The sequence below is a fragment of the Lysinibacillus sp. KCTC 33748 genome (assembly GCF_002237755.1).
In the GTDB taxonomy this organism is placed as follows: Bacteria; Bacillota; Bacilli; order Bacillales_A; family Planococcaceae; genus Lysinibacillus.
On sequence record NZ_MWSJ01000020.1, the window covers coordinates 43,775 to 63,270 of the forward strand.

The 19,496-nt window shown below is 37.3% G+C and carries 18 protein-coding genes and 1 pseudogene; 9 read left to right on the forward strand and 10 right to left on the reverse strand.

What is annotated here, in order from left to right:
* The first annotated feature begins 122 nt into the window (after positions 1–122).
* The 3 genes from B1B04_RS19370 to cydS are packed head-to-tail and all read left to right on the forward strand — an operon-like array spanning position 123 to position 2,601.
* Positions 123–1,466: a cytochrome ubiquinol oxidase subunit I gene (locus B1B04_RS19370; protein ID WP_079563016.1), complete on the forward strand. Its 1,344-nt coding sequence runs from the start codon at positions 123–125 to the stop codon at positions 1,464–1,466.
* On the forward strand, positions 1,463–2,491 hold the full coding sequence (locus tag B1B04_RS19375) for a cytochrome d ubiquinol oxidase subunit II (protein ID WP_079563017.1): 1,029 nt from the start codon (positions 1,463–1,465) through the stop codon (positions 2,489–2,491). The genes B1B04_RS19370 and B1B04_RS19375 overlap by 4 nt, the downstream gene beginning before the upstream one ends.
* An 11-nt stretch (positions 2,492–2,502) precedes the next feature.
* Positions 2,503–2,601, forward strand: coding sequence for a cytochrome bd oxidase small subunit CydS family protein (gene cydS / locus B1B04_RS26745; RefSeq protein ID WP_386829881.1), 99 nt, complete (start codon positions 2,503–2,505; stop codon positions 2,599–2,601).
* Between the two features lie 206 nt (positions 2,602–2,807).
* Here the strand turns inward: cydS and B1B04_RS19380 are convergent, their stop codons facing one another.
* The gene (locus tag B1B04_RS19380; protein WP_079563018.1) at positions 2,808–3,713 is read right to left on the reverse strand and encodes a TetR/AcrR family transcriptional regulator; all 906 of its coding nucleotides are present in this window, start codon (positions 3,711–3,713) and stop codon (positions 2,808–2,810) included.
* Positions 3,714–3,870: 157 nt separating this feature from the next.
* Here B1B04_RS19380 and B1B04_RS19385 point away from each other — a divergent pair, with 157 nt between their 5' ends.
* Positions 3,871–5,385, forward strand: a complete 1,515-nt coding sequence (locus B1B04_RS19385) for a DHA2 family efflux MFS transporter permease subunit (RefSeq protein WP_079563019.1) — start codon at positions 3,871–3,873, stop codon at positions 5,383–5,385.
* A 200-nt stretch (positions 5,386–5,585) separates the two neighbouring features.
* On the opposite strand, the gene B1B04_RS19390 is transcribed toward B1B04_RS19385, so the two are convergent.
* On the reverse strand, positions 5,586–7,769 hold the full coding sequence (locus B1B04_RS19390; protein ID WP_079563020.1) for an MMPL family transporter: 2,184 nt from the start codon (positions 7,767–7,769) through the stop codon (positions 5,586–5,588).
* A gap of 124 nt (positions 7,770–7,893) precedes the next feature.
* Between B1B04_RS19390 and B1B04_RS19395 the strand changes: the two genes are divergently transcribed.
* From B1B04_RS19395 to B1B04_RS19405, 3 genes are all read left to right on the forward strand, one after another.
* Positions 7,894–8,511, forward strand: coding sequence for a TetR/AcrR family transcriptional regulator (locus tag B1B04_RS19395; protein ID WP_079563021.1), 618 nt, complete (start codon positions 7,894–7,896; stop codon positions 8,509–8,511).
* A gap of 461 nt (positions 8,512–8,972) precedes the next feature.
* Positions 8,973–9,401: a helical membrane plugin domain-containing protein gene (locus B1B04_RS19400; RefSeq protein ID WP_079563022.1), complete on the forward strand. Its 429-nt coding sequence runs from the start codon at positions 8,973–8,975 to the stop codon at positions 9,399–9,401.
* Positions 9,402–9,451: 50 nt separating this feature from the next.
* A complete protein-coding gene (locus tag B1B04_RS19405) occupies positions 9,452–10,636 on the forward strand; it encodes an NAD(P)/FAD-dependent oxidoreductase (RefSeq protein ID WP_079563023.1) in 1,185 nt (394 codons plus the stop codon).
* 146 nt (positions 10,637–10,782) lie between these two features.
* On the opposite strand, the pseudogene B1B04_RS26260 reads toward B1B04_RS19405, so the two are convergent.
* Positions 10,783–11,056 (reverse strand): annotated as a pseudogene (locus tag B1B04_RS26260) (MFS transporter); the annotation flags it as partial.
* 448 nt (positions 11,057–11,504) lie between these two features.
* Positions 11,505–12,122 carry a hypothetical protein gene (locus B1B04_RS19415; protein WP_079563024.1) on the reverse strand — a complete coding sequence of 206 codons (618 nt, stop codon included), beginning with the start codon at positions 12,120–12,122 and terminating at the stop codon, positions 11,505–11,507.
* A 65-nt stretch (positions 12,123–12,187) separates the two neighbouring features.
* Here B1B04_RS19415 and B1B04_RS19420 point away from each other — a divergent pair, with 65 nt between their 5' ends.
* Positions 12,188–13,156 (forward strand): quinone oxidoreductase family protein, encoded by a 969-nt coding sequence (locus tag B1B04_RS19420; protein WP_079563025.1) that lies wholly within the window; start codon positions 12,188–12,190, stop codon positions 13,154–13,156.
* An 80-nt stretch (positions 13,157–13,236) separates the two neighbouring features.
* Here B1B04_RS19420 and B1B04_RS19425 read toward each other — a convergent pair whose 3' ends face one another.
* Positions 13,237–14,046: an EcsC family protein gene (locus tag B1B04_RS19425; protein ID WP_079563026.1), complete on the reverse strand. Its 810-nt coding sequence runs from the start codon at positions 14,044–14,046 to the stop codon at positions 13,237–13,239.
* 49 nt (positions 14,047–14,095) lie between these two features.
* Entirely contained in the window at positions 14,096–15,472 is a 1,377-nt protein-coding gene (gene pdxR, locus B1B04_RS19430) for a MocR-like pyridoxine biosynthesis transcription factor PdxR (RefSeq protein WP_079563027.1), read from the reverse strand.
* Positions 15,473–15,565: 93 nt separating this feature from the next.
* Between pdxR and B1B04_RS19435 the strand changes: the two genes are divergently transcribed.
* Positions 15,566–16,156 (forward strand): GNAT family N-acetyltransferase, encoded by a 591-nt coding sequence (locus B1B04_RS19435; protein ID WP_079563028.1) that lies wholly within the window; start codon positions 15,566–15,568, stop codon positions 16,154–16,156.
* A 36-nt stretch (positions 16,157–16,192) separates the two neighbouring features.
* On the opposite strand, the gene B1B04_RS19440 is transcribed toward B1B04_RS19435, so the two are convergent.
* From B1B04_RS19440 to B1B04_RS19455, 4 genes are all read right to left on the reverse strand, one after another.
* On the reverse strand, positions 16,193–16,900 hold the full coding sequence (locus B1B04_RS19440) for an ABC transporter permease (protein WP_079563029.1): 708 nt from the start codon (positions 16,898–16,900) through the stop codon (positions 16,193–16,195).
* Positions 16,897–17,745, reverse strand: coding sequence for an ABC transporter ATP-binding protein (locus tag B1B04_RS19445; protein ID WP_079563030.1), 849 nt, complete (start codon positions 17,743–17,745; stop codon positions 16,897–16,899). Before B1B04_RS19445 ends, B1B04_RS19440 begins: the two co-directional genes overlap by 4 nt.
* A gap of 148 nt (positions 17,746–17,893) precedes the next feature.
* The gene (locus B1B04_RS19450; RefSeq protein ID WP_079563031.1) at positions 17,894–18,850 is read right to left on the reverse strand and encodes a LytTR family transcriptional regulator DNA-binding domain-containing protein; all 957 of its coding nucleotides are present in this window, start codon (positions 18,848–18,850) and stop codon (positions 17,894–17,896) included.
* Positions 18,851–18,869: 19 nt separating this feature from the next.
* Positions 18,870–19,442: a dienelactone hydrolase family protein gene (locus tag B1B04_RS19455; RefSeq protein WP_079563032.1), complete on the reverse strand. Its 573-nt coding sequence runs from the start codon at positions 19,440–19,442 to the stop codon at positions 18,870–18,872.
* Positions 19,443–19,496: the final 54 nt, after the last annotated feature.

Sequence of the window (19,496 nt, forward strand, 5' to 3'; positions counted from 1 at the left end):
ACAAAAAGTGGTTGCCTATAAATCACATGAAAAAAAGCTAATAATTATAAGTTTTTTAGTAGCGGGGATAATGTTTCTTTCAATCATTGGAAGAATTTTTGGTACCTAGGAGATGAAATAAAATGAATGATTCAGCTGTAATGTGGAGTCGGGCCTTAACAGAGTTAACATTGTCATTCCATATCATTTACGCAACAATTGGCGTTGGTATACCTTTAATGATCATGATTGCTCAATGGGTTGGATTAAAAAATAATGACGAGCACTATTTATTGCTCGCAAGAAGATGGGCGAGAGGGTTTGTGATTACTGTGGCAATAGGTGTTGTCACTGGTACTGCGATAGGATTACAGCTATCACTACTATGGCCAAACTTTATGGAGTTGGCTGGCCAGGTGATCGCATTACCATTGTTTATGGAAACATTTGCGTTCTTTGTTGAAGCGATTTTCTTAGGGCTTTATTTATATACATGGGATCGATTTAAAAATCCAAAGCGACATTTATTATTATTGGTCCCGGTAGCGATTGGTGCTTCTATGTCGGCTGTTTTTATTACGATTGTGAATGCCTTTATGAATGCGCCGCAGGGCTTTGATCTTGTAGATGGAGAACTGGTAAACATTCAACCAGTTCTAGCGATGCTAAATCCTGCAATGCCAACGAAGGTAGCGCATGTATTAGTAACGTCTTATATGACGTCCGCATTTTTATTAGCTTCTATTGCAGCTTATCGTATGCTGCGAGGGTCGAAGCATGTGTATCATAAAAAAGCATTACATCTTTTATTGAAACTTGGACTAGTATTTTCGCTAGCAGCACTAATTGTAGGTGATTTTTCTGGGAAGTATTTAGCTGAATATCAACCAGAAAAATTAGCTGCTGCTGAATGGCATTTTGAAACAAAAGAGGATGCTTCGCTTGTGCTATTTGGAGTATTAGATGGGGAAGAGGTGAAATATGCCATCAAAGTACCGTATGCATTGAGTGTATTGGCGCATAATAATCCTTTTGCAGAAGTAAAAGGTTTAGATCAATTTCCTGAGGACGAACAGCCGCCACTTTATATCCATTATTTGTTTGATGTGATGGTAGTGATCGGAACTTTACTAATTGTCGTTGCAGCTATTTATGTGCTAGGTAAGTGGCTAGGATGGAGGTTCATTTCTTCAAAAAGTTTTAAGAGAATAGTAGTGGCAGGTGGTCCGCTATCGCTTATTGCTGTTGAGGCAGGCTGGTGGTTTGCGGAAGTAGGGCGTCAGCCTTGGATACTGCGTGGTTATATGAAAACGGCGGAAGGTGCTACAACGAGTGGCCAAGTCGATACGATGCTAATACTATTTGCGGGTCTGTACATTGTATTAGCGGTAGGAAGTATCGTTGTACTTATCCGTATGTTCCGTAACAATCCGATTGAACGTGAAATTGAAGAACATAAGCAAGTGGAAGGGTGTGCAGGGCAATGAGCTTAGAAATATTAGGGATTTCAGTACTATGGTTATTTCTATTCGGCTATGTCATTGTCGCGTCCATAGACTTTGGAGCGGGCTTCTTTAATGCGTATAGTGTCTTGATTGGTAAAGATCAAATACTAGCCAATGTTATTAAGCGTTATTTATCTCCGGTGTGGGAAATTACAAATGTCTTCCTTGTATTTTTCTTTGTTGGAATGGTAGGTTTCTTCCCTCAAACAGCTTATTATTACGGCACGATTTTGCTAGTGCCGGTCAGTATCTCATTAATATTAATAGCAATTAGAGGGAGTTATTATGCATTTGAATCCTACAGCGAAAAAGGTGGACATATTGGTTATACAATGATGTACGGAATTACTGGTTTATTTATACCTGCATCACTATCTATTGTGTTAACGATATCTGAGGGAGGGTTCGTGAAAATTGTAAATGAAGAACCACGTTTACAAATTGCTAAACTTTTCACGAATCCGTTAACTTGGTCTATTGTGCTATTAAGTATAGTGGCAGTTTTGTATATTTCGGCTGTTTTCTTAACATGGTATGGGAAAAGAGCACGAGATGAACATGCCTCGAATTTAATGAGAAAATATGCTCTCGGTTGGTCTTTGCCGCTCGTGATAAGTGTAATAGGGATTATGGTGGAGTTAAAGGGACACGTGCCTGAGCATTATGAAAATATGTTAAATTTGAGGTGGCTTTTCGCCATTTCAGGGGTGCTATTTCTTTTAACGCTAATTCTTTTATTTAAAAAGAAAAACTATGGCATAGCCGTCTTTTTAATGGTTGCCCAGTTTGGATTTGCATTTTTCGGCTATGGTATTTCACATTATCCGTATTTACTGTATCCGTATTTGTCGGTCTATGATAGCTTTACAAATGAAACAATGGCGATTGCATTAGTGATAGCGTTTGTTGGAGGATTAGTTCTACTCATCCCTTCACTATATTTAGTAATGAAATGGTTTGTGTTTGATCGTGATTATGCTTGCGGTAAACATGATCACCATGCATAGGGGGAATTATAATGAATCAATTTATTATTTTGTATGCACCTTTTCTTGTAGTAGCTATTAGTATTGCGGTTGGCTTTTGGATAGGACCGAAAGATCGTCAAATTAAGTGATAAATGTATTCATCAATATATGTGAGTTGATTTCCGTTCCTCTGTTGCTAATCCCCAAGGAGTCGCCCAGTCGTAACGAAGATTAACTTATAGGTTTATCAAATGCGCATAATAAATTAATTTAATAGGATAAAAGCCTGAAAAAAGGAGCTAGATGGAAAGTCGTGAATGTTTGACTTTCTATATAGCTCCTTTTGTTTATGTGGTTATTTTAAGCACCGCTCAGATGGTCGCTCAATTTTTACATAGCGCCACAAGCTATTAGCGATGTCACGTGCCTCTTCGGCGTGTACGGTTCCAACGAATGCTTTTCGGAAAGGTGTAAGAAGTGATTCGATAATAAAGAGCTTTGGTTTCTCGCGCTGTAATTCCTCTAATAAGAATTCCACGTATTCTAACCCTTCTACTGTTTCGTTCTTAGCTAATCCTTTTTTAAAGCCTGTTAATTGCTCGATGACCGTTTCCTTATTAACTGTTTTAAAATTCGCGACGTTTTGAATCGTATTGATCATTTCAGTACTAATGATGATTTCTTTTGATTCAAGCATAACGGGTATAATTACGCTAATATTGCGTAATGCTACACGTACAATGGCTTCTCGATTTATATATTTATAGTCAGCGATTAAGACTGCGCGTAATGTAAGGTTAATCATACCAAGTGTCTGTACGGCGCATTCATAGCTGATGGGACTAATTTCTTCTCCGAAAACTTGTACAAGTCGGTTGGCGAGCCACTCCAACTCTTGTAAATAATAGTTTAAAATTATTTTTTTTAATTCGATATCCTTAGAGTGGAAAATCGATTCAAAAATTTGAATTAAATTATGTTCTCGATTGACATACATGAGTACTGCAACTTGCTGTGTTAATACTTCTAAATCTGTAGGATCTTTACCGTAAAGAAGTTCGTGGCGGCGATTACTTGCTTCTTCGCGCCCTTCGTCTAATATGGCGATTAAACATTCATTTTTAGAAGAAAAATGATTATAAAATGTGCCCTTTGAAATTTTTGCTGCACTAATGATGTCGTTCATCGATGCATCCACGAATCCCTTTTCGATAAAAAGAGCGCGGGCGGCAGTGATAATTTGTCTTTTTCTTTTGTTCATAACCTCACCTTTTTTAAAATATTATACTCTTATTCTATATTGAAAATGCTTATATATCAATGTTTTTAAATTTTATAGACTTAATTGTTGAAAAAAATAGACTGCGAGTATAAAATAAGTTTTATCGAAAAAAACAAGAAAGAATTGAGGGATATAAATGAATAGTGAGCAAACATTGAAAAAGCCCCCCTATGGTATGATTAGTATTTTATTTGTGGGTGCTTTTGTTGCTTTTCTAAACAACACATTGTTAAATGTTGCATTACCAACAATCATGAAAGATTTTGGTATAACGTATTCATCCGTACAATGGCTCGCAACAGGCTATATGCTTGTAAGTGGTATTTTAGTACCTGCTTCAGCATTCTTTGTAACGCGCTTTAAAAATAGACATTTATTTATTGTAGCGATGTCAGTCTTTACAATTGGTACGGCTATGGCTGGATTTGCACCTAACTTCGGTACACTTTTAGCAGGTCGTATGGTGCAAGCAGCAGGCGCTGCAAGTATGTCACCACTTCTAATGAATGTAATGCTCATTAGTTTTCCAAAAGAAAAACGTGGAGCAGCAATGGGTATTTTCGGTCTAGTGATGATTTCTGCACCAGCAATCGGACCTACATTATCAGGATATATTGTTGAGCATCACGATTGGCGTATGCTATTCCAAATGATTATTCCATTTGCTGTAATTAGTTTATTATTTGGTATTTGGAAATTAGAAAACGTGATGGATACACGTGAAGTTCATTTAGATGTCCCATCAGTGCTATTATCAACAATTGCATTCGGTGGTATTCTATATGGTTTCAGTACGGCAGGGGATAAAGGCTGGTCAAGTCCTTGGGTATATGGCACAATTTCAGCTGGTTTACTTGCTTTAATCATCTTCATATTTAAACAATTACGTATGGATCAGCCTTTGCTAGAATTACGTATTTATAAATATCCAATGTTTGCGTTGGGATCAGCTATCTCGGTTATCGTCTCAATGGCTATGTTCTCTGGGATGATTTTAACACCTGCTTACGTACAATCAATTCGTGGGATTGAACCATTCGAGGCGGGCTTAATGATGCTTCCTGGGGCACTTGTAATGGGCATTATGTCGCCGATTACAGGGAAACTATTCGATAAATTTGGACCGCGTGTACTAGCGATTATCGGTTTAACGATTACAACGATTGCGTCATTCGGTTTAACAAAGTTAGAAATAGATTCAAGCTATACATTTATTGTGTCATTGTACACAATTCGTATGTTTGGTTTGTCAATGGTTATGATGCCGATTATGACAAACGGTTTAAACCAGTTACCACAAATGATGAACCCACACGGTACAGCAATTAACAACACTGTACAGCAAGTAGCGGGGGCAATTGGTAGTGCCGTGATGGTAACGTTCATGAATAGTCGTACAAAAGCAAAAGCTGAAGAATTAATTGCAGAAGCAAAAGCGAATGCAGCGCAATCAGGTGTTGCACCGTCGCCAGAACAAATGCAGCAAATGCAGGATCACATTATGCAAAATGCTTTATTAGATGGTATTACACACTCATTCTTCATTGCTGCTTGTATTACCGTTCTTGCACTTGTACTTGCGTTCTTCTTAAAACGCGTTAATGTTGAAAGCACAGCGGCTTCAATGGATTTGAAAAAACCAACTAAATAATAATAAGTTGATATGCTCCCCTATAGGTAAACGGATGAAAAATATATTTCTGTTTATCGAAGGGGAGTTTTTTGATGCATTATAGCAATACGTATCGTTGTATGGGCACTCAAAATAGCACGGATATTAGCAAAAGCTAAAGGATGGATGAATATTTTAAAATCATCCTAACCTTTTACGCTAATGTCCGTGCAATAATTTTAATCATTCTTTTTAAATAATGCTCCTGGCCAAAACGCATATTTACCGAGAACAGTAGTAATAGCAGGTACCAGCAATGGACGTACAATGAATGTATCAAGCAACACGCCAATTGCCGTAACGACACCGAACTGAACAAGTACTTGAATAGGTAAGGTAGCAAGGACAGCGAATGTTCCAGCTAAAATTAGACCAGCAGATGTAATAACGCTTCCTGTTCTTACGACACCTTCCTCAATAGCTGTTAAATGATCTACTGTTCTGCGTTTTTTCCAAATTTCCGAAATCATAAAGATATTATAATCTTCCCCGAGAGCCACTAAAAATACAAATGCATAGAGTGGAATTGCTCCTGAAATGGCATCTGCCCCCATTACATAATGTAAAATTAGCCAACCTGCACCAAGTGCCCCGAAATAAGAAATAATAACTGTTGCTAGTAAGTAAACAGTAGCTGTTACGGAACGTAGATAAATGAATAATAATAAAGCAATTAAAGCAATCATTGTTGGCATAATAACAGTTTCATCGCGTACAGTTAATTGCTGTGTATCATATTGACTAGCTGTTTCGCCGCCAATCCAAATATGTTTATCTGCACTTTTTATACCTTCATCCTCAAGCATTTTTATAACCGCTGCTTTAAGCTCTGGAATATGAGCTAACGATTCCTTAGCATAAGGATTCGCATTTAAAGAAATCTCGTACAATTGGATAGCATTATTTTTCTCTCCAATTCGGCTATCTGCAACACTATCAATATAAGAGATTTCAGCTAATTGCTGCTGCAAGTGGATATCTATACCCTCAGTATCAATGACGAGCTGAACTGGAGCTAATTCACCAGGTGAAAAATTTTCTTCTATTAAATTAAAGCCTTCGCGGGATGGCATATTCTCAGGAAATGACGATAATAGATCGAAAGTATACTGAATACGTGGTACGAATGCTGCTAACCCACCAAGGAACAGTAAAGTGACAACAATGACCACCCATGGTTTATGCGTTACAGTGCGCCCGATTGTGCGACTTATTTTATGTGTTGGTTTGTGCTGTTTTTTTCCTTTTTTATAAGCCATATCCTCTGTTCGTGGAATGAATGGGAAGAAGGCAACGCGACCTATGATAACAAGAATTGCTGGAAGTACAACTAACGCAGCAACACCCATCACCAGTACACCAAAGCTAAACGGAATTGCAAAACGTTGGAATGCACCATAATGGGCAAGGCTAAGAGTAGCTAAACCGATAACAACCGTTAATGCACTCATCATAATCGCACCGCCAGACTCCTTAATAGTAAGCTTCATGGCAGTAGTCTTATCTTCAATATGAAATAATATCTCTCGATACTTTGATATTAAAAATAAACAATAGTCTGTACCTGCTCCAAAGAGTAATACAGTCATAATAGAGACAGCCTGCGAGTCCTTATCGATCCATCCATGATCGGCGAAAAAACCGAGCGTTGGACTTATAACGACGTAGGCAAGAGCAACAACCATTAATGGAATAATGGCTAATAACGGTGAACGATAAATAATAATTAGTAAAACTAAAACAAGGAGCACTGTCGCAATTAGTAATTTAACATCAGCTTGGGAGAATAAACCGACAGCATCCGTAGCGATACCAACCGGTCCAGAATAACGCACATGAAGATTGTCACTAACTAAGTCTTTATCTATTTGGATATTATTCTTATCCATTGTTTTTGTTAATATCTTTAAACTCTCTCGCAACGCATCCGTAGCCACGCCTTTTTCAAAGAAAATAGGAGTTACAATTGTTGTGCCATTGTCAGATGCAGACGCTAAAAAGGCTTGAGGTGGCATTTTATCATATGGTGGAATAACAGTTTGATTTGCTAAAGGTTTCGCTTTAAGCTCTCCGTAAACTTTTTGGATAGCAACAAAATCATCAGTAGTTAGCCCGCTATCTCGATGCCAGACGAGTAATAATGGTGTACCTGCATCATTTGGAAATTGTTCTGCAATAATAGTTGCTGCCTGCTGAGACATTTCACTTTCGGGTAAATTTTTACCAGATTCACTCTTAATACTATTAATCTGTGGCCAGGCAAATGACAGTACAACAAGTGAAATCCAAAAGGCGAGGGCTAAAAAGCGCCCTTTTTTACTTGTTACCATTGAGCCCCATTGCTCTAGTGGGTGCTTTTTCATTTAAAGACCTCCGTTTCATGTAAGTAGTTTTAATTATATATACCGGAAGGTTAATTAATCAATTATAAAAAGATTATATGCTATACTATGTCTAAAATGAATACTTTATAAGGGGGCGAACTTGTTGAAGCAGTCACCGCGTGTTCTCGGAAGACCTCGCCATGATGAGAATGCGAAACCAAAAAAAGATATTGTTCTTGAAACGGCAATAAGGCTTTTTATCAAAGAAGGCTATAAAAATATTTCGATGGCTGATGTAGCAAAAGCTTGTAACGTTACAAAGGCTACTATCTATTACTATTACCCGACTAAAGGGGATTTATATACATCAGCGTTGCTGGTAATGATGGATCAAATCCAACTGTCTATTATACAGATCTTAGAGGAGTCAATATCATTTAAAAATCGGTTGGAGAAGCTTGTTGAAATTCATTTATCGGCCACTGTAGATATTGATATGAAAAATTTTATGAGAGAAGCGACAATTAATTTATCGGAATCTCAGTTAAAAGAAGTGCAAGCATCAGAAAATAATATGTATAAAACGATAGAGCAGGCGATGCAGTTAGAGATGGAACTAGGTACGATCCGGAAGGGAAATGCTACTTTTTTTGCTCATTCGTTTATGGCTTTAATGTCAGTAGGATACGTTAAAGATGGGGAAGGGAAAAGGGTATTTCAATCAGAAGCTATGGCCGCGAGAGAAATTATAGACTTTTTCTGGAAATCTGTTGAAAAATGATTTCTTTCATTTTATGTAATATTAATGCTGAAAATAAAATCAGTATTACGCCATCGATTTAGGGGGAAACTTAGATCAGAGGTATTTTAATAAATTTGAGATTAAAAATGTTGTATTTGGGATACAAAGCAAACTTAATTACAAATATATAGTTACAAATCAATGAATTTTGAAAAGATTGTCGAAATTGTGATTTAGCTCATTGAAATAATATACAAACAACCTTATAATGGAGGTTGTAACGTCACCAAGACAAGATAGGATGGAATTATGATGCGCTTTTTGCAAAATAAAGTTAACATTGTAATAACAAATTATACGAATTGCTATCCAGTTCTTGAGACTGGTGATTTGTAAGATATAAGCGCTGTAACGACTGTTAAGAAGTGCCTTAATGGTCTTTTTTACATGGAAGCAATAAAAATTAAAATAGTGATAGTGATGGCAAAGGAGAGTTCAAAATGTCAGAAACGAATAACCAAACACAGTCTGAACAATTAACTGTGAGTCAAGAACAATTGGATGTGCTAGATCAATTATTAAAGCCTGAGGTTCAGGAATCACTTACAACTTTAGTTGAACAATTACCAAAGTTAACTGAAATGATGACGCTATTAACAAAGTCATATGAGTTTGCTCAAGCTGTTGCAACTGACGAAGTATTGAAAAATGATACTGTTGGTGCGGTAACAGAAATGGCAGGCCCAGTAGTAGGCTCAGCTAAAAATCTTGCAGCTACTGCAATTGAAGCGAAAGACCGTGCGTCTGAAAGCCAAGAAGTAATTGGTTTATTCGGTCTTATGAAAATGTTAAAAGACCCACAAGTTCAAGGTGTTTTCCGTTTTGTTAATGCTTTCTTACAAGTAAGCGCTGAACGTAAAGCTAAATAAGACTCGACTCGAGATATATTCAAAACGTACGGACGGAGGATTAATTAATCATGTCAAAAGAAATCGTCATCTTAGGTGCTGGTTACGCTGGCGTTTTAACTGCATTAACAGCACGTAAGTATCTATCAGCTGATGAAGCTAAAATTACTGTAGTAAACCAATTCCCAACACACCAAATCATCACTGAACTTCACCGTTTAGCTGGTGGTACTATTGCTGAAGGTGCTGTTGCTTTACCACTTAAAAAAATCTTTAAAGGTTTAGATATCGATTTACAAATCGCTAAAGTTACAAAATTCAACGTAGACAGTAAAAAAGTTGACCTAGATACTGGGTATACTTTAAATTACGATACTTTAGTAGTATCTTTAGGTAGCCAAACTGGATTCTTCGGTATCCCAGGATTAGAAGAAAACTCAATGGTACTTAAATCAGTGAACGAAGCAAACAAAATTAACAAACATATCGAAGACCGTATTAAAGCATATGCACAAACAAAAGACGAAGCAGATGCAACAATCGTTATCGGTGGTGGCGGTTTAACAGGTGTAGAGCTTGTTGGTGAAATCGTGGACAACTTCCCGAAGATCGCAGCAAAACACGGTGTTAACTTTGCTGACCTTAAAATTAAACTTGTTGAAGCTGGTCCGAAAATCTTACCAGTACTTCCGGATGTACTTATCCAACGCGCTACTGAAAGTTTAGCAAAACGTGGCGTTGAATTCATTACTAGCACTCCTGTAACGGGTGTTGATGGTAACGTCATCTCTCTTAAAGATCGCGAACCAATCGTTGCCAATACGCTTATTTGGACAGGCGGGGTAGCTCCACTTCCAATCGTAGGCGAGTCTGGTCTTGAAGCAGACCGCGGTAAAGCTACGATTAACGAATTCTTACAATCTACATCTCATGATGATGTATTCGTAATCGGTGATGCATCTGTAGCATTACCAGGTGATGGCGGACGTCCACTATATGCACCAACTGCACAAGTTGCATGGCAAATGGGTGAGTGCGCTGGATACAACTTATTTGCACAATACAAAAACCAAGAGATGAAGTCTTTCTCTGCAATTAACTCTGGTACACTTGCAAGCTTAGGCCGTAAAGACGCTGTTGCGACAATCGGTGCTAGCAACACACAACTTAAAGGTCTTCCTGCAACACTTATGAAAGAAGCGTCTAACATTCGCTATCTTACACACATTAAAGCGCTATTCGGCTTAGCGTATTAATATTTCAAGGGCATGAATCAATAGTAATATTGAGTTCATGCCCTTTTTGTGTCTACATATGACTTAAGATGAAGTGAACACCGGGTGTTTCAGCGATAAATTTTGATGGAAGAGTCGGGGGACGGAAGAAACAGCCGAAGCGACGGAAAAGGTAGTGTGACAATTAGTAAAGATTCGAAAAGGTTGAGAACAATCATGAGGTATTTTTTATTTAAACGATCTATCAAACTGCCTGACCAGAAACTGCCGAAAAGTGTGGATAAAGCCCTAACGATATATAAGCCAGACACAGCGATAGCGGATCCTGTAAGGTAAAACAATTAGATTTAAAGCTATCCAGCTTCCGACGCTGGAAACACCAATACTAGACAATAATATAGCCGGATAACGCCACGTTTCTATTAATTTATTTACGCCCATATAAATTCCTCCTTGTAGTTATGACAAGTAACTAAAACAAAAAAATCCCACCCCAAGACGATTGGTCTTAGGGACGAGATTGTGAAATTTATACTCACGTTGTGCCACCCTAGTTCACTATTATGTCACCTAAGAGCCTTTTCAGTACGGCATAAATACGTATGCTTAACTGTTTCTCTGTAACGGGAGTTCCCGTCGCACCATCATTCAAATAGAAATCCAATGCGCTACACCTAGGCTTGTTTCAATAATTCGCTCTTACCCGATTTCAGCAACCCGAGCTCTCTGGGAAGAACAGACTTATTTACTCGTTATCCATAATTCGGTAAGGTGTTTCTACGAATTTTAATATATTCCGATAAATACCTGAATTGTTCCGATAAACTTCTAAAACATTCCGATAAATTCAGAAATAATTCCGATATTTCACGAAAAGGTTCCGATATTCTTATTGAAGATAGGCTGTAAGCTTCGTTAAAAGTGATTGGCAAAGAATCACTGACTCTACTGTATGATTTTTTATTTCAAGAGAATGGTCAGCATTTTCTACAATAGTGAGCTCAAATGAAGAAAGTAGTCCTAATCTTTCCTTAGAATAATGAGGATCAGCAGTACCGATTGCTAGAAATGCCTGCTTCCCAAGCAAATTTTTCATCACATGATCAAGAGTCAGTAGGGGTGTCAAAAGCACATAACGAGAAGGAACAGATGACATTCGCTGCATATAAAAATCTGTGATCGGTAATGTCCCGAGTGATTTTCCTATGTATACAGCTTCGGTATAAGATTTTGTACTTAAAATATATTCCACAATAGGGTTTGCGGCATTATAAACCATTGCTGAAATAGCTTCTGGCTCCTGTTCAAATTGTTGCGAATCAAACGTATAGCATACTTGTACTACATCATAGCCAAGTTCTAGCATCAGCTCAGTTGAATAATAAAGAAGTGGTTTTTCATACGTATAGCCAGTGCCAGAGAACATAAAGCACACCCTGTCACTTTTGTTATCAAAGTGATGGTATGGAATATCGTTGTATTGTTCTTTTCTTGGTTTGATTTTCATGGAAATACCCCCATTTATTTCTTTTTTTATTTTATAATCTAACTATAACAAGGGGGGAGAAATTTATGAAGGCTGTGATTATTAATGAGTTTGGTACTTCTGATGTTTTAAAGTACGTAGAATGTCCAAAGCCGTCTATTTCAGCAGGGGAAGTATTAATACGTACGACATATACGAGTGTGAATTTTGCCGATATTAAAAATAGAACAGGCAATAAAGCAAAAGCAAATTTCCCAATGATACTCGGTTTAGATGTAGCTGGTGTAGTTGAAGAGGTTTTTGGTGAAAATAGTGCATTTAAAGTTGGGGATGTCGTTATTGCATTCCCAAAAGATGGAGCATATGCAGAGTATGTAGTAGCGAAAGAACAGCTTATCTTCAAAGTTCCAAATGATGTCTCTTTGGAGAAGGCAGCTGCTGTGCCAACGGTTTTGTTTTTATCCTATCTCTTAACACATCAAATCGCTCCAATTCGTACAAACGATAGCGTACTAATTCATGCTGCATCTGGTGGTGCAGGGACAATGCTTATTCAAATGGCGAAAAAGCTAGGTGCTAAAAATATTATTGGCACAGTCAGTGATATGAAAAAAGCGACAATTGCCTATGAGCTAGGTGCCCATCATGTACTGACATACGATAATTTTAGTGCGCAAGTCAATGAATATACGGATGGTCAAGGTGTAAACATCATTTTTGACTCCATCGCTGGAAATATTACAGAAGAGAGCTTTCACTGTTTAGCTCCGTATGGTACGCTCGTGCAATTTGGAAATAGTGGTGGTAAAGCAGGTAATATAAAAACATCTGATTTACATAATAGCTGCCGCAATGTGAAAGGTTTTAGCCTAGGAACGACTCGAGCTTCCAAGCCAGAAATGCTACAACAAGTTACCGAGGAGATGTTTGCATTGCTGAGGGAAGAGAGCTTCCAAGTACCTGTTGCGAAGATCTTTAAATTAGAGGACATGCAGAAAGCCCATGATTTGATGGAAAGTCGCCAGCATCAAGGGAAAATAATAATTAAAATATAAAGTAATTAAATCCAAATGTAGATATAAAAAAGATGACTCTGATATTGTAGAGTCATCTTTTTATATGGGCATAGTTAGTGTTATTGCTTGTCTAGTTCATTGATTTTTTCATATATACGTCGTTTGCGATAGAGCATAATTCCTGCTTCAGCAACATCTTGAATCATTCCTTTATTTGCATAGGCACCGAAAATCATCCCAGCTACCGGAATCATTTGAAACAGCTTTTTCCAGCCGAATTGATCGCGATACGTAAAAAATACTTCCTGCCAGCCTTGCAGTTGTGAAATCATATCCTCCGCTGCATGATTCGTCGTATGCATAGAAGAAAGCTCTTTCAATATAGCTTCTTTGCCGACAATATCAGCTGAGGAGAATTGGAGACATTTAACGATGAAAATTCGTTCCATTTTATCGTTTGGGTTATAGCCGTGAATGATTGCAATCTCTTGCAATGTTTTTAAAGCCATTCCTAAAATAAAAGGAATGTCTATAGCTAGTGTAAAGATACCACCAAAGCCGGTAGAAGCACCTTGTACTGTTGCTAATTTTACGCGTTCATTTTGAAGCTTGTCACTTAGAGCAATCATATCCTCCAAAGGAATTTGTCCTATATCAGATATAGCACAAATATCATGAAAAGAAGAATTGTTACGTATGTTCTGCAGCATAGCCTGTTCATTAATTAAGTATTGCCCACCTGATTGAATATAGCTCCCTAATTCATCAACTAGTAATGCTATCTTCTTTTGAAGAAAGGCAGGTGTCATCTTATCTAAGAGTTTAAACGGAATGCGACCTAATTTCTCCCAAAACCACAAGTCCTTTTGATCTTTCTCCCACGCTTGAATTTCTTGCAAATGCTTTTCTAATTGCTCGAGATTCTCCATTTTGTCTATTCCCCTTACATGTGCATTTAGTATAAATACGAGAAGAATTTTAAAAGGTTTCGAATGATTGCCAAACTGTTGCAAGTAACGCGATACTTTCTTGGATTTGCTCAAGGGAAAGCCCACCGTAGCCTATAATGACCATAGCATGTTCAGAGTTGTGCTGATAGGAGGTTGAACATGGGTAGACTTGGATACCTTCCTCCTGCGCAAGTTTAATCGCCTCCTGTTCAGAAAGTCTTTTTGGTAACTTCATAACGATGTGTAGTCCTGATTTTTCACCAATTACTTCGAATTCATTCGAAAAATGGGCGTTAATAGCTGCTAGTAATGTCTGTTGCTTTTTACGATAAATAGTGCGCATTTTGGCTAAATGCTTATCGAATAAACCTTGAGCAATAAAATCGGCTAACACAAGCTGATCTATTTTGGAGACAACGGATTTTTGTTCTTGATTAAAATGAGTAAAAGCTTCGACTAACGATTTAGGCAAAATCATGTAACTTATGCGCAGCGATGGGATAAGCGTTTTGGAAAAGGTTCCGAAATAAATTACGCGTTGAAGCTGATCCATTTTTGCTAAAGAGGGGATAGGGAGCCCCTTATAACGAAATTCTGAATCATAGTCATCTTCAATAATATATGCTTTTTCAGTAGTAGCCCATTGCAGAAGTGCCGCACGCCGTTCAACAGGCATAACCATGCCTAGTGGAAACTGGTGTGCGGGTGTTGTGTATAACATGTGGATTGATTTTTTCGGTATAGTAACCCCTGAGTTATCAACAGGAATTGCATGAGTTGTTAGTCCACATTGTTGTAATGTTGCATGCACTCTTTTAAAGCCAGGATCCTCTAAGCCAACTTGTGCTTTTGGGCCAAAAAAGTGACATAGAGCTTGAAGCTGATTTTGTGTACCACTATAAATAAACACCTGTGATGCCTCACAAGTAACCCCTCTTGATCGTTCAACATAACGAGCGATTTCCGTCCGCAATATAGCTTCTCCTTGCCAAGGACTTGTCGTTAAATTATCCACATTGAAGTGCTTTTTCAACAGCTTATGCCAGCTGGAGAATGGAAAAGCCTCCTTATCCACATGTCCGTTATTAAAATCAAATTTTATAGTATATGTAGTAGATGCTTTAGCTGTGGATATGTGATGTTTTTGCTGCTGTTCCCATTCAAATTCAAAGGGCGCTATAAAATAGCCAGAGCGTTCCTTACTATAGATATAGCCTTCAGCTAGTAATTGCTCATAAGCTTCTTTAATTGTATGGACACTAACGTCAAGCGTTATTGCAAGAGTCCGTTTAGAAGGCAATTGCTCATCGGCCATCAGTTTTTTGCTTAAAATTGCTTGTTTTATTTCTTCGTAAATTTGCACGTACTTCGGTGAATCTCCAGTAAATGAAATCGATAAATCCAAAATGTTGCACCTCCTGGTATGGTGTGTTTTTTGAAAATTGGTTCTATCTATCATATCAAAATTATCGTTAAATATTGAAAAGGAGTGAAGAAAATGAATTTTATAGCATTAGAAAATGAGGTTGTATTGCTTAAGCCTTTAGAACATGATGATATGCAAGGGTTATTAGAGGCTGCAAGTTATCCAGAGATCTGGTCACATATGTCCACAACTATAGAAAAAATAGACGATGTGAATAACTTTGTGGATAAGGCATTACTAACAAAACGAGAAAAAAACGAGTTCCCATTCGTAATTGTGGATAAAAAATCTGGACACATCATCGGTTCGACTCGATTTATGGATATTGATGAAACGCATAAACGGCTTGAAATAGGAACTACATGGATTTCACCTGCTTTTTGGCGTACAGCTATTAATACGAATTGCAAATATTTATTACTACAATACTGCTTTGAGGTATTAAATATACAGCGTGTGCAAATTAAAACTGATCATGAAAATGTGCGTTCACAAAGGGCAATTGAGCGTCTAGGAGCAATAAAGGAGGGGGTCTTACGTAATCATATGGTGCGTAAGGATGGTACAACACGTAATACTGTGATGTACAGTATTACTCTACAAGAATGGCCACGAGTGAAAAAGCATTTGCAGCAGTTGCTAATTGACGCTACCGAGAAATAGGGATAAAGAAATTATTATACTTAAAAAGAATGGTCATTAGTCGACCATTCTTTTTTTATAAATATATCCTACTACAATCCAAGTTACTATTGACCATGCGATGATAGTAGCTATTGGAATAATGACGTCCATTGTTGTGTATGTGCCTTCTAGAGCTTCTCCTAATACTACCAATTGGGAACTTGGTAACCATTCAGCAATCTTGAATATCGGACTAGCAGAAGATAGAGCTAGTACAAGAGGACCAAATGAGAAAATTAGGATAACAGGTAGTACAATAAGAGATCCTTCCATAATCGTTTTGGCGAATAATCCACATAATGTTCCCATTGCAATATAGAACACAGTCGAAACTATTAAAGCGATAGCTAAGATGAAAAGATTAGCCGGGTTATAGCCAACGATGAAAATAGTCAATGCTACGATTACTACCGTAATGATAAAGACAAACAAGCTTTTACCAATTAAAATATCGCCAAGTGAAGCAGGGGAAAGCATTAAACTGCGAAGCGTATTTTTTTCTTTCTCTTCAGCAATTAGACAGCATTGTACATAGGAAGTCACCATAGAAAATGCAATATTAATTGAAAGGAAATAGGTTGCGATAGTAGCTGAGCCCGTTTTACTATATAAAAATGCAAAAAAAAGTGGCATAAATACCATAATGGATACCGCATAGTTACGTGAAAATTCCTTATAATCCTTCATTAAAATAGCTTGAATACGTGTCATTGAAAGGTTCATACTAAATCACTCCCTGTTATTTGCATAAAAATATTACCTAGTGTCGGCTCGTTTGTATAAATGCGAGAAACTTCGTTCGATTGCATCCAATGAAACAGTTTTTCTGCATCCTGATTTCCATTTTGAATGACTTCGCTAGCGCCATTTTTTAGTTCAACTGTAATAGACTCATCACCAAACTCTTTTTTCAAATCTTTTGGCGAACCAATTGCTCTAATTTTACCTTTATGTAAGAAGGCGACACGATCACAAAGTATTTCTGCTTCACTCATATCGTGTGTTGTTAAAAATATTGTAGTACCCATCTCGTTTAGTTTACGCAAGCCGTTATAAATATGCTGTGTATTAACGGGATCGAGTGCAGAAGTTGGTTCATCTAAAAATAGTAGTTCTGGTTTATGCATGATGGCACGTGCTAGCGTAACACGTTGCATCATTCCTTTAGAAAGCTGACTAATTTTCTTTTTACGATCACCGTATAGGTTAACAAAATCCAAAGCCTCTTTGACGGCTGATTTAGGTAATTGATATAAATTACTGAATAGTAATAAATTCTCCTCGATTGAAAGTCGTGTATATAGTCCGCTATTATCTGTTAAAATACCAAAGCGTTTACGATTGTTACTTTGTTTCATCTCATTTGCTGGGCGGCCAAACAATAAAACGTCGCCATCAGTTTTTTCAGTTTGTGCTGTTAATATTTTTATTGTAGTCGTTTTTCCAGAACCACTAGGTCCAAGAAAGCCGAATATTTCTCCTTTTTGAATGGTAAAGGAAACATCCTGTAATGCTGTTTCCTTATTAAATGTTTTTTTTAAATGCTGAACATCAATCACTGCGTTCATTTGAAAACCTCCCTGTGTTGTTGTTGATGTCTCAACTATAAGGGACAATGAAGATAACAACATTAAATTACAGGTGAAAGGCGGTGAAATGACCATTAGCGGAGAAATATTTCAGCTGACAGGAGTCGTTTATTTCCTGGGAAATCTACTAAATTCCGAGTATTTCCTTTAAATCTGCAAGCTTATTTTTCGACAAAGGTACTACGGTCTTTTCAGTGCTATTCAGGGCTAAGCTGTAGCTATTGCGAGTCCACGTAATGATTTCCCGTACCTTTTGTAAGTTAACGATATAAGAGCGATGACTTCTAAAGAAGCCGAACGGTGTCAATTTTTGTTCAAGCTCATTTAGCGACAATGTACATGGATAGGCTTCACCTGTAACATACAGTGAAACAACACCCTCAACGCTTTCGATATAATCGATTTCAGGGGGATTAAATAAAATGATCTTATCGTTCTTCTTTGTAGGGATTTTATCAAGTCGAATCGGTGCACTTTCAAGAGAGGGAGAAGCTAGTTCTGTCTCATCTTCTTTCACATCTAATGCATGTAAGCCCATTGCATCTAGTCTATGTATTTCTGTACTCGAAACGATTAAATTCTCGAAATTGTTAGATAGTAAAATGACTGTTTTATTTTGCTTTTGAAGGACACCCAATAACTGAATGGCTTTTTGTTTGGAAAATTCATCCAGATTTTGGAGAGGTTCTTCTAAAACTTGTATCGGTGCCTGATTAAGATATGTATTCAGTAATTTTAAGCGTTGCTTTTCGCTATTTGAAAGCTTGCTAATTTTCATGCTTTTTTGCTCCGGTAAAGCGAACAATGCTAATACATCCTCCATCTTTTCAGAAGAAGCATTGAAAAGCTTTAAGCAAAAGTTGATGTATTCTCGAACCGTCAGTCGCTCATACAGGGCATTTTCACGAAAATGTGTATACGTATTGCTTTGCTTCGCAAACCACTGGATTAAAGTATGTATTTTTGACACATCCGTATAGATGCCAATAATAATGCCAGGCTGCATAGATAGGTGGAAGTTTGGATAAATTACATTTCCTCCTTCTATATAAGGATCAATAATCATGCTTTCATTTTGATTCATTACTAAGTCCACCCTTACTTCATTTAATTTCGAAAAATTGCGAGATTTCGTTTTGTGCCTGTAGATAACTTTTATAACAATAGTTTGAATTATTGCAGTCCATAAAACCATGCTGACCTAGATATTGACTCGTATGAACAAGTGGTAATGTATCGAGTGTTTCTTTTAATACATGGACATTAAAACTTTTCTCATCACTGGGTAAAATGACGAGTGTCGGACAAGAGGGGATCACATCCAGGTATTGTCGAATGCGTGAACCATAAACGCAAACGATTCCTTGTAATGGCAATGTTGATAATCTCCAAGCTAATGTTGCACCCACGCTAAATCCGATTAACAGCACTTCGTCATAATGTGAGCTAGCCTCCAATACTTTTTCGGTTAGTTGTTCGAGGGGAGCATCAAAGCCAATTTCATTTATGAAATAATCATAAGCCTGCTGTTCTTGTTCATATGGGAATATTCTATTGTCTGAATATAAAGTAATGCACTCAACAATAGTGTTGGCGTTACTATATGACTCAGCTTGCATTTTTATAAAATTGTTGACTCCATAAATCTCATGTAATATAAATACTTTCCTTTTCATTTTGACCTCATTTTGTTTTTTCCAATAGTGTATCAAAAAGTAATCATATAGTAT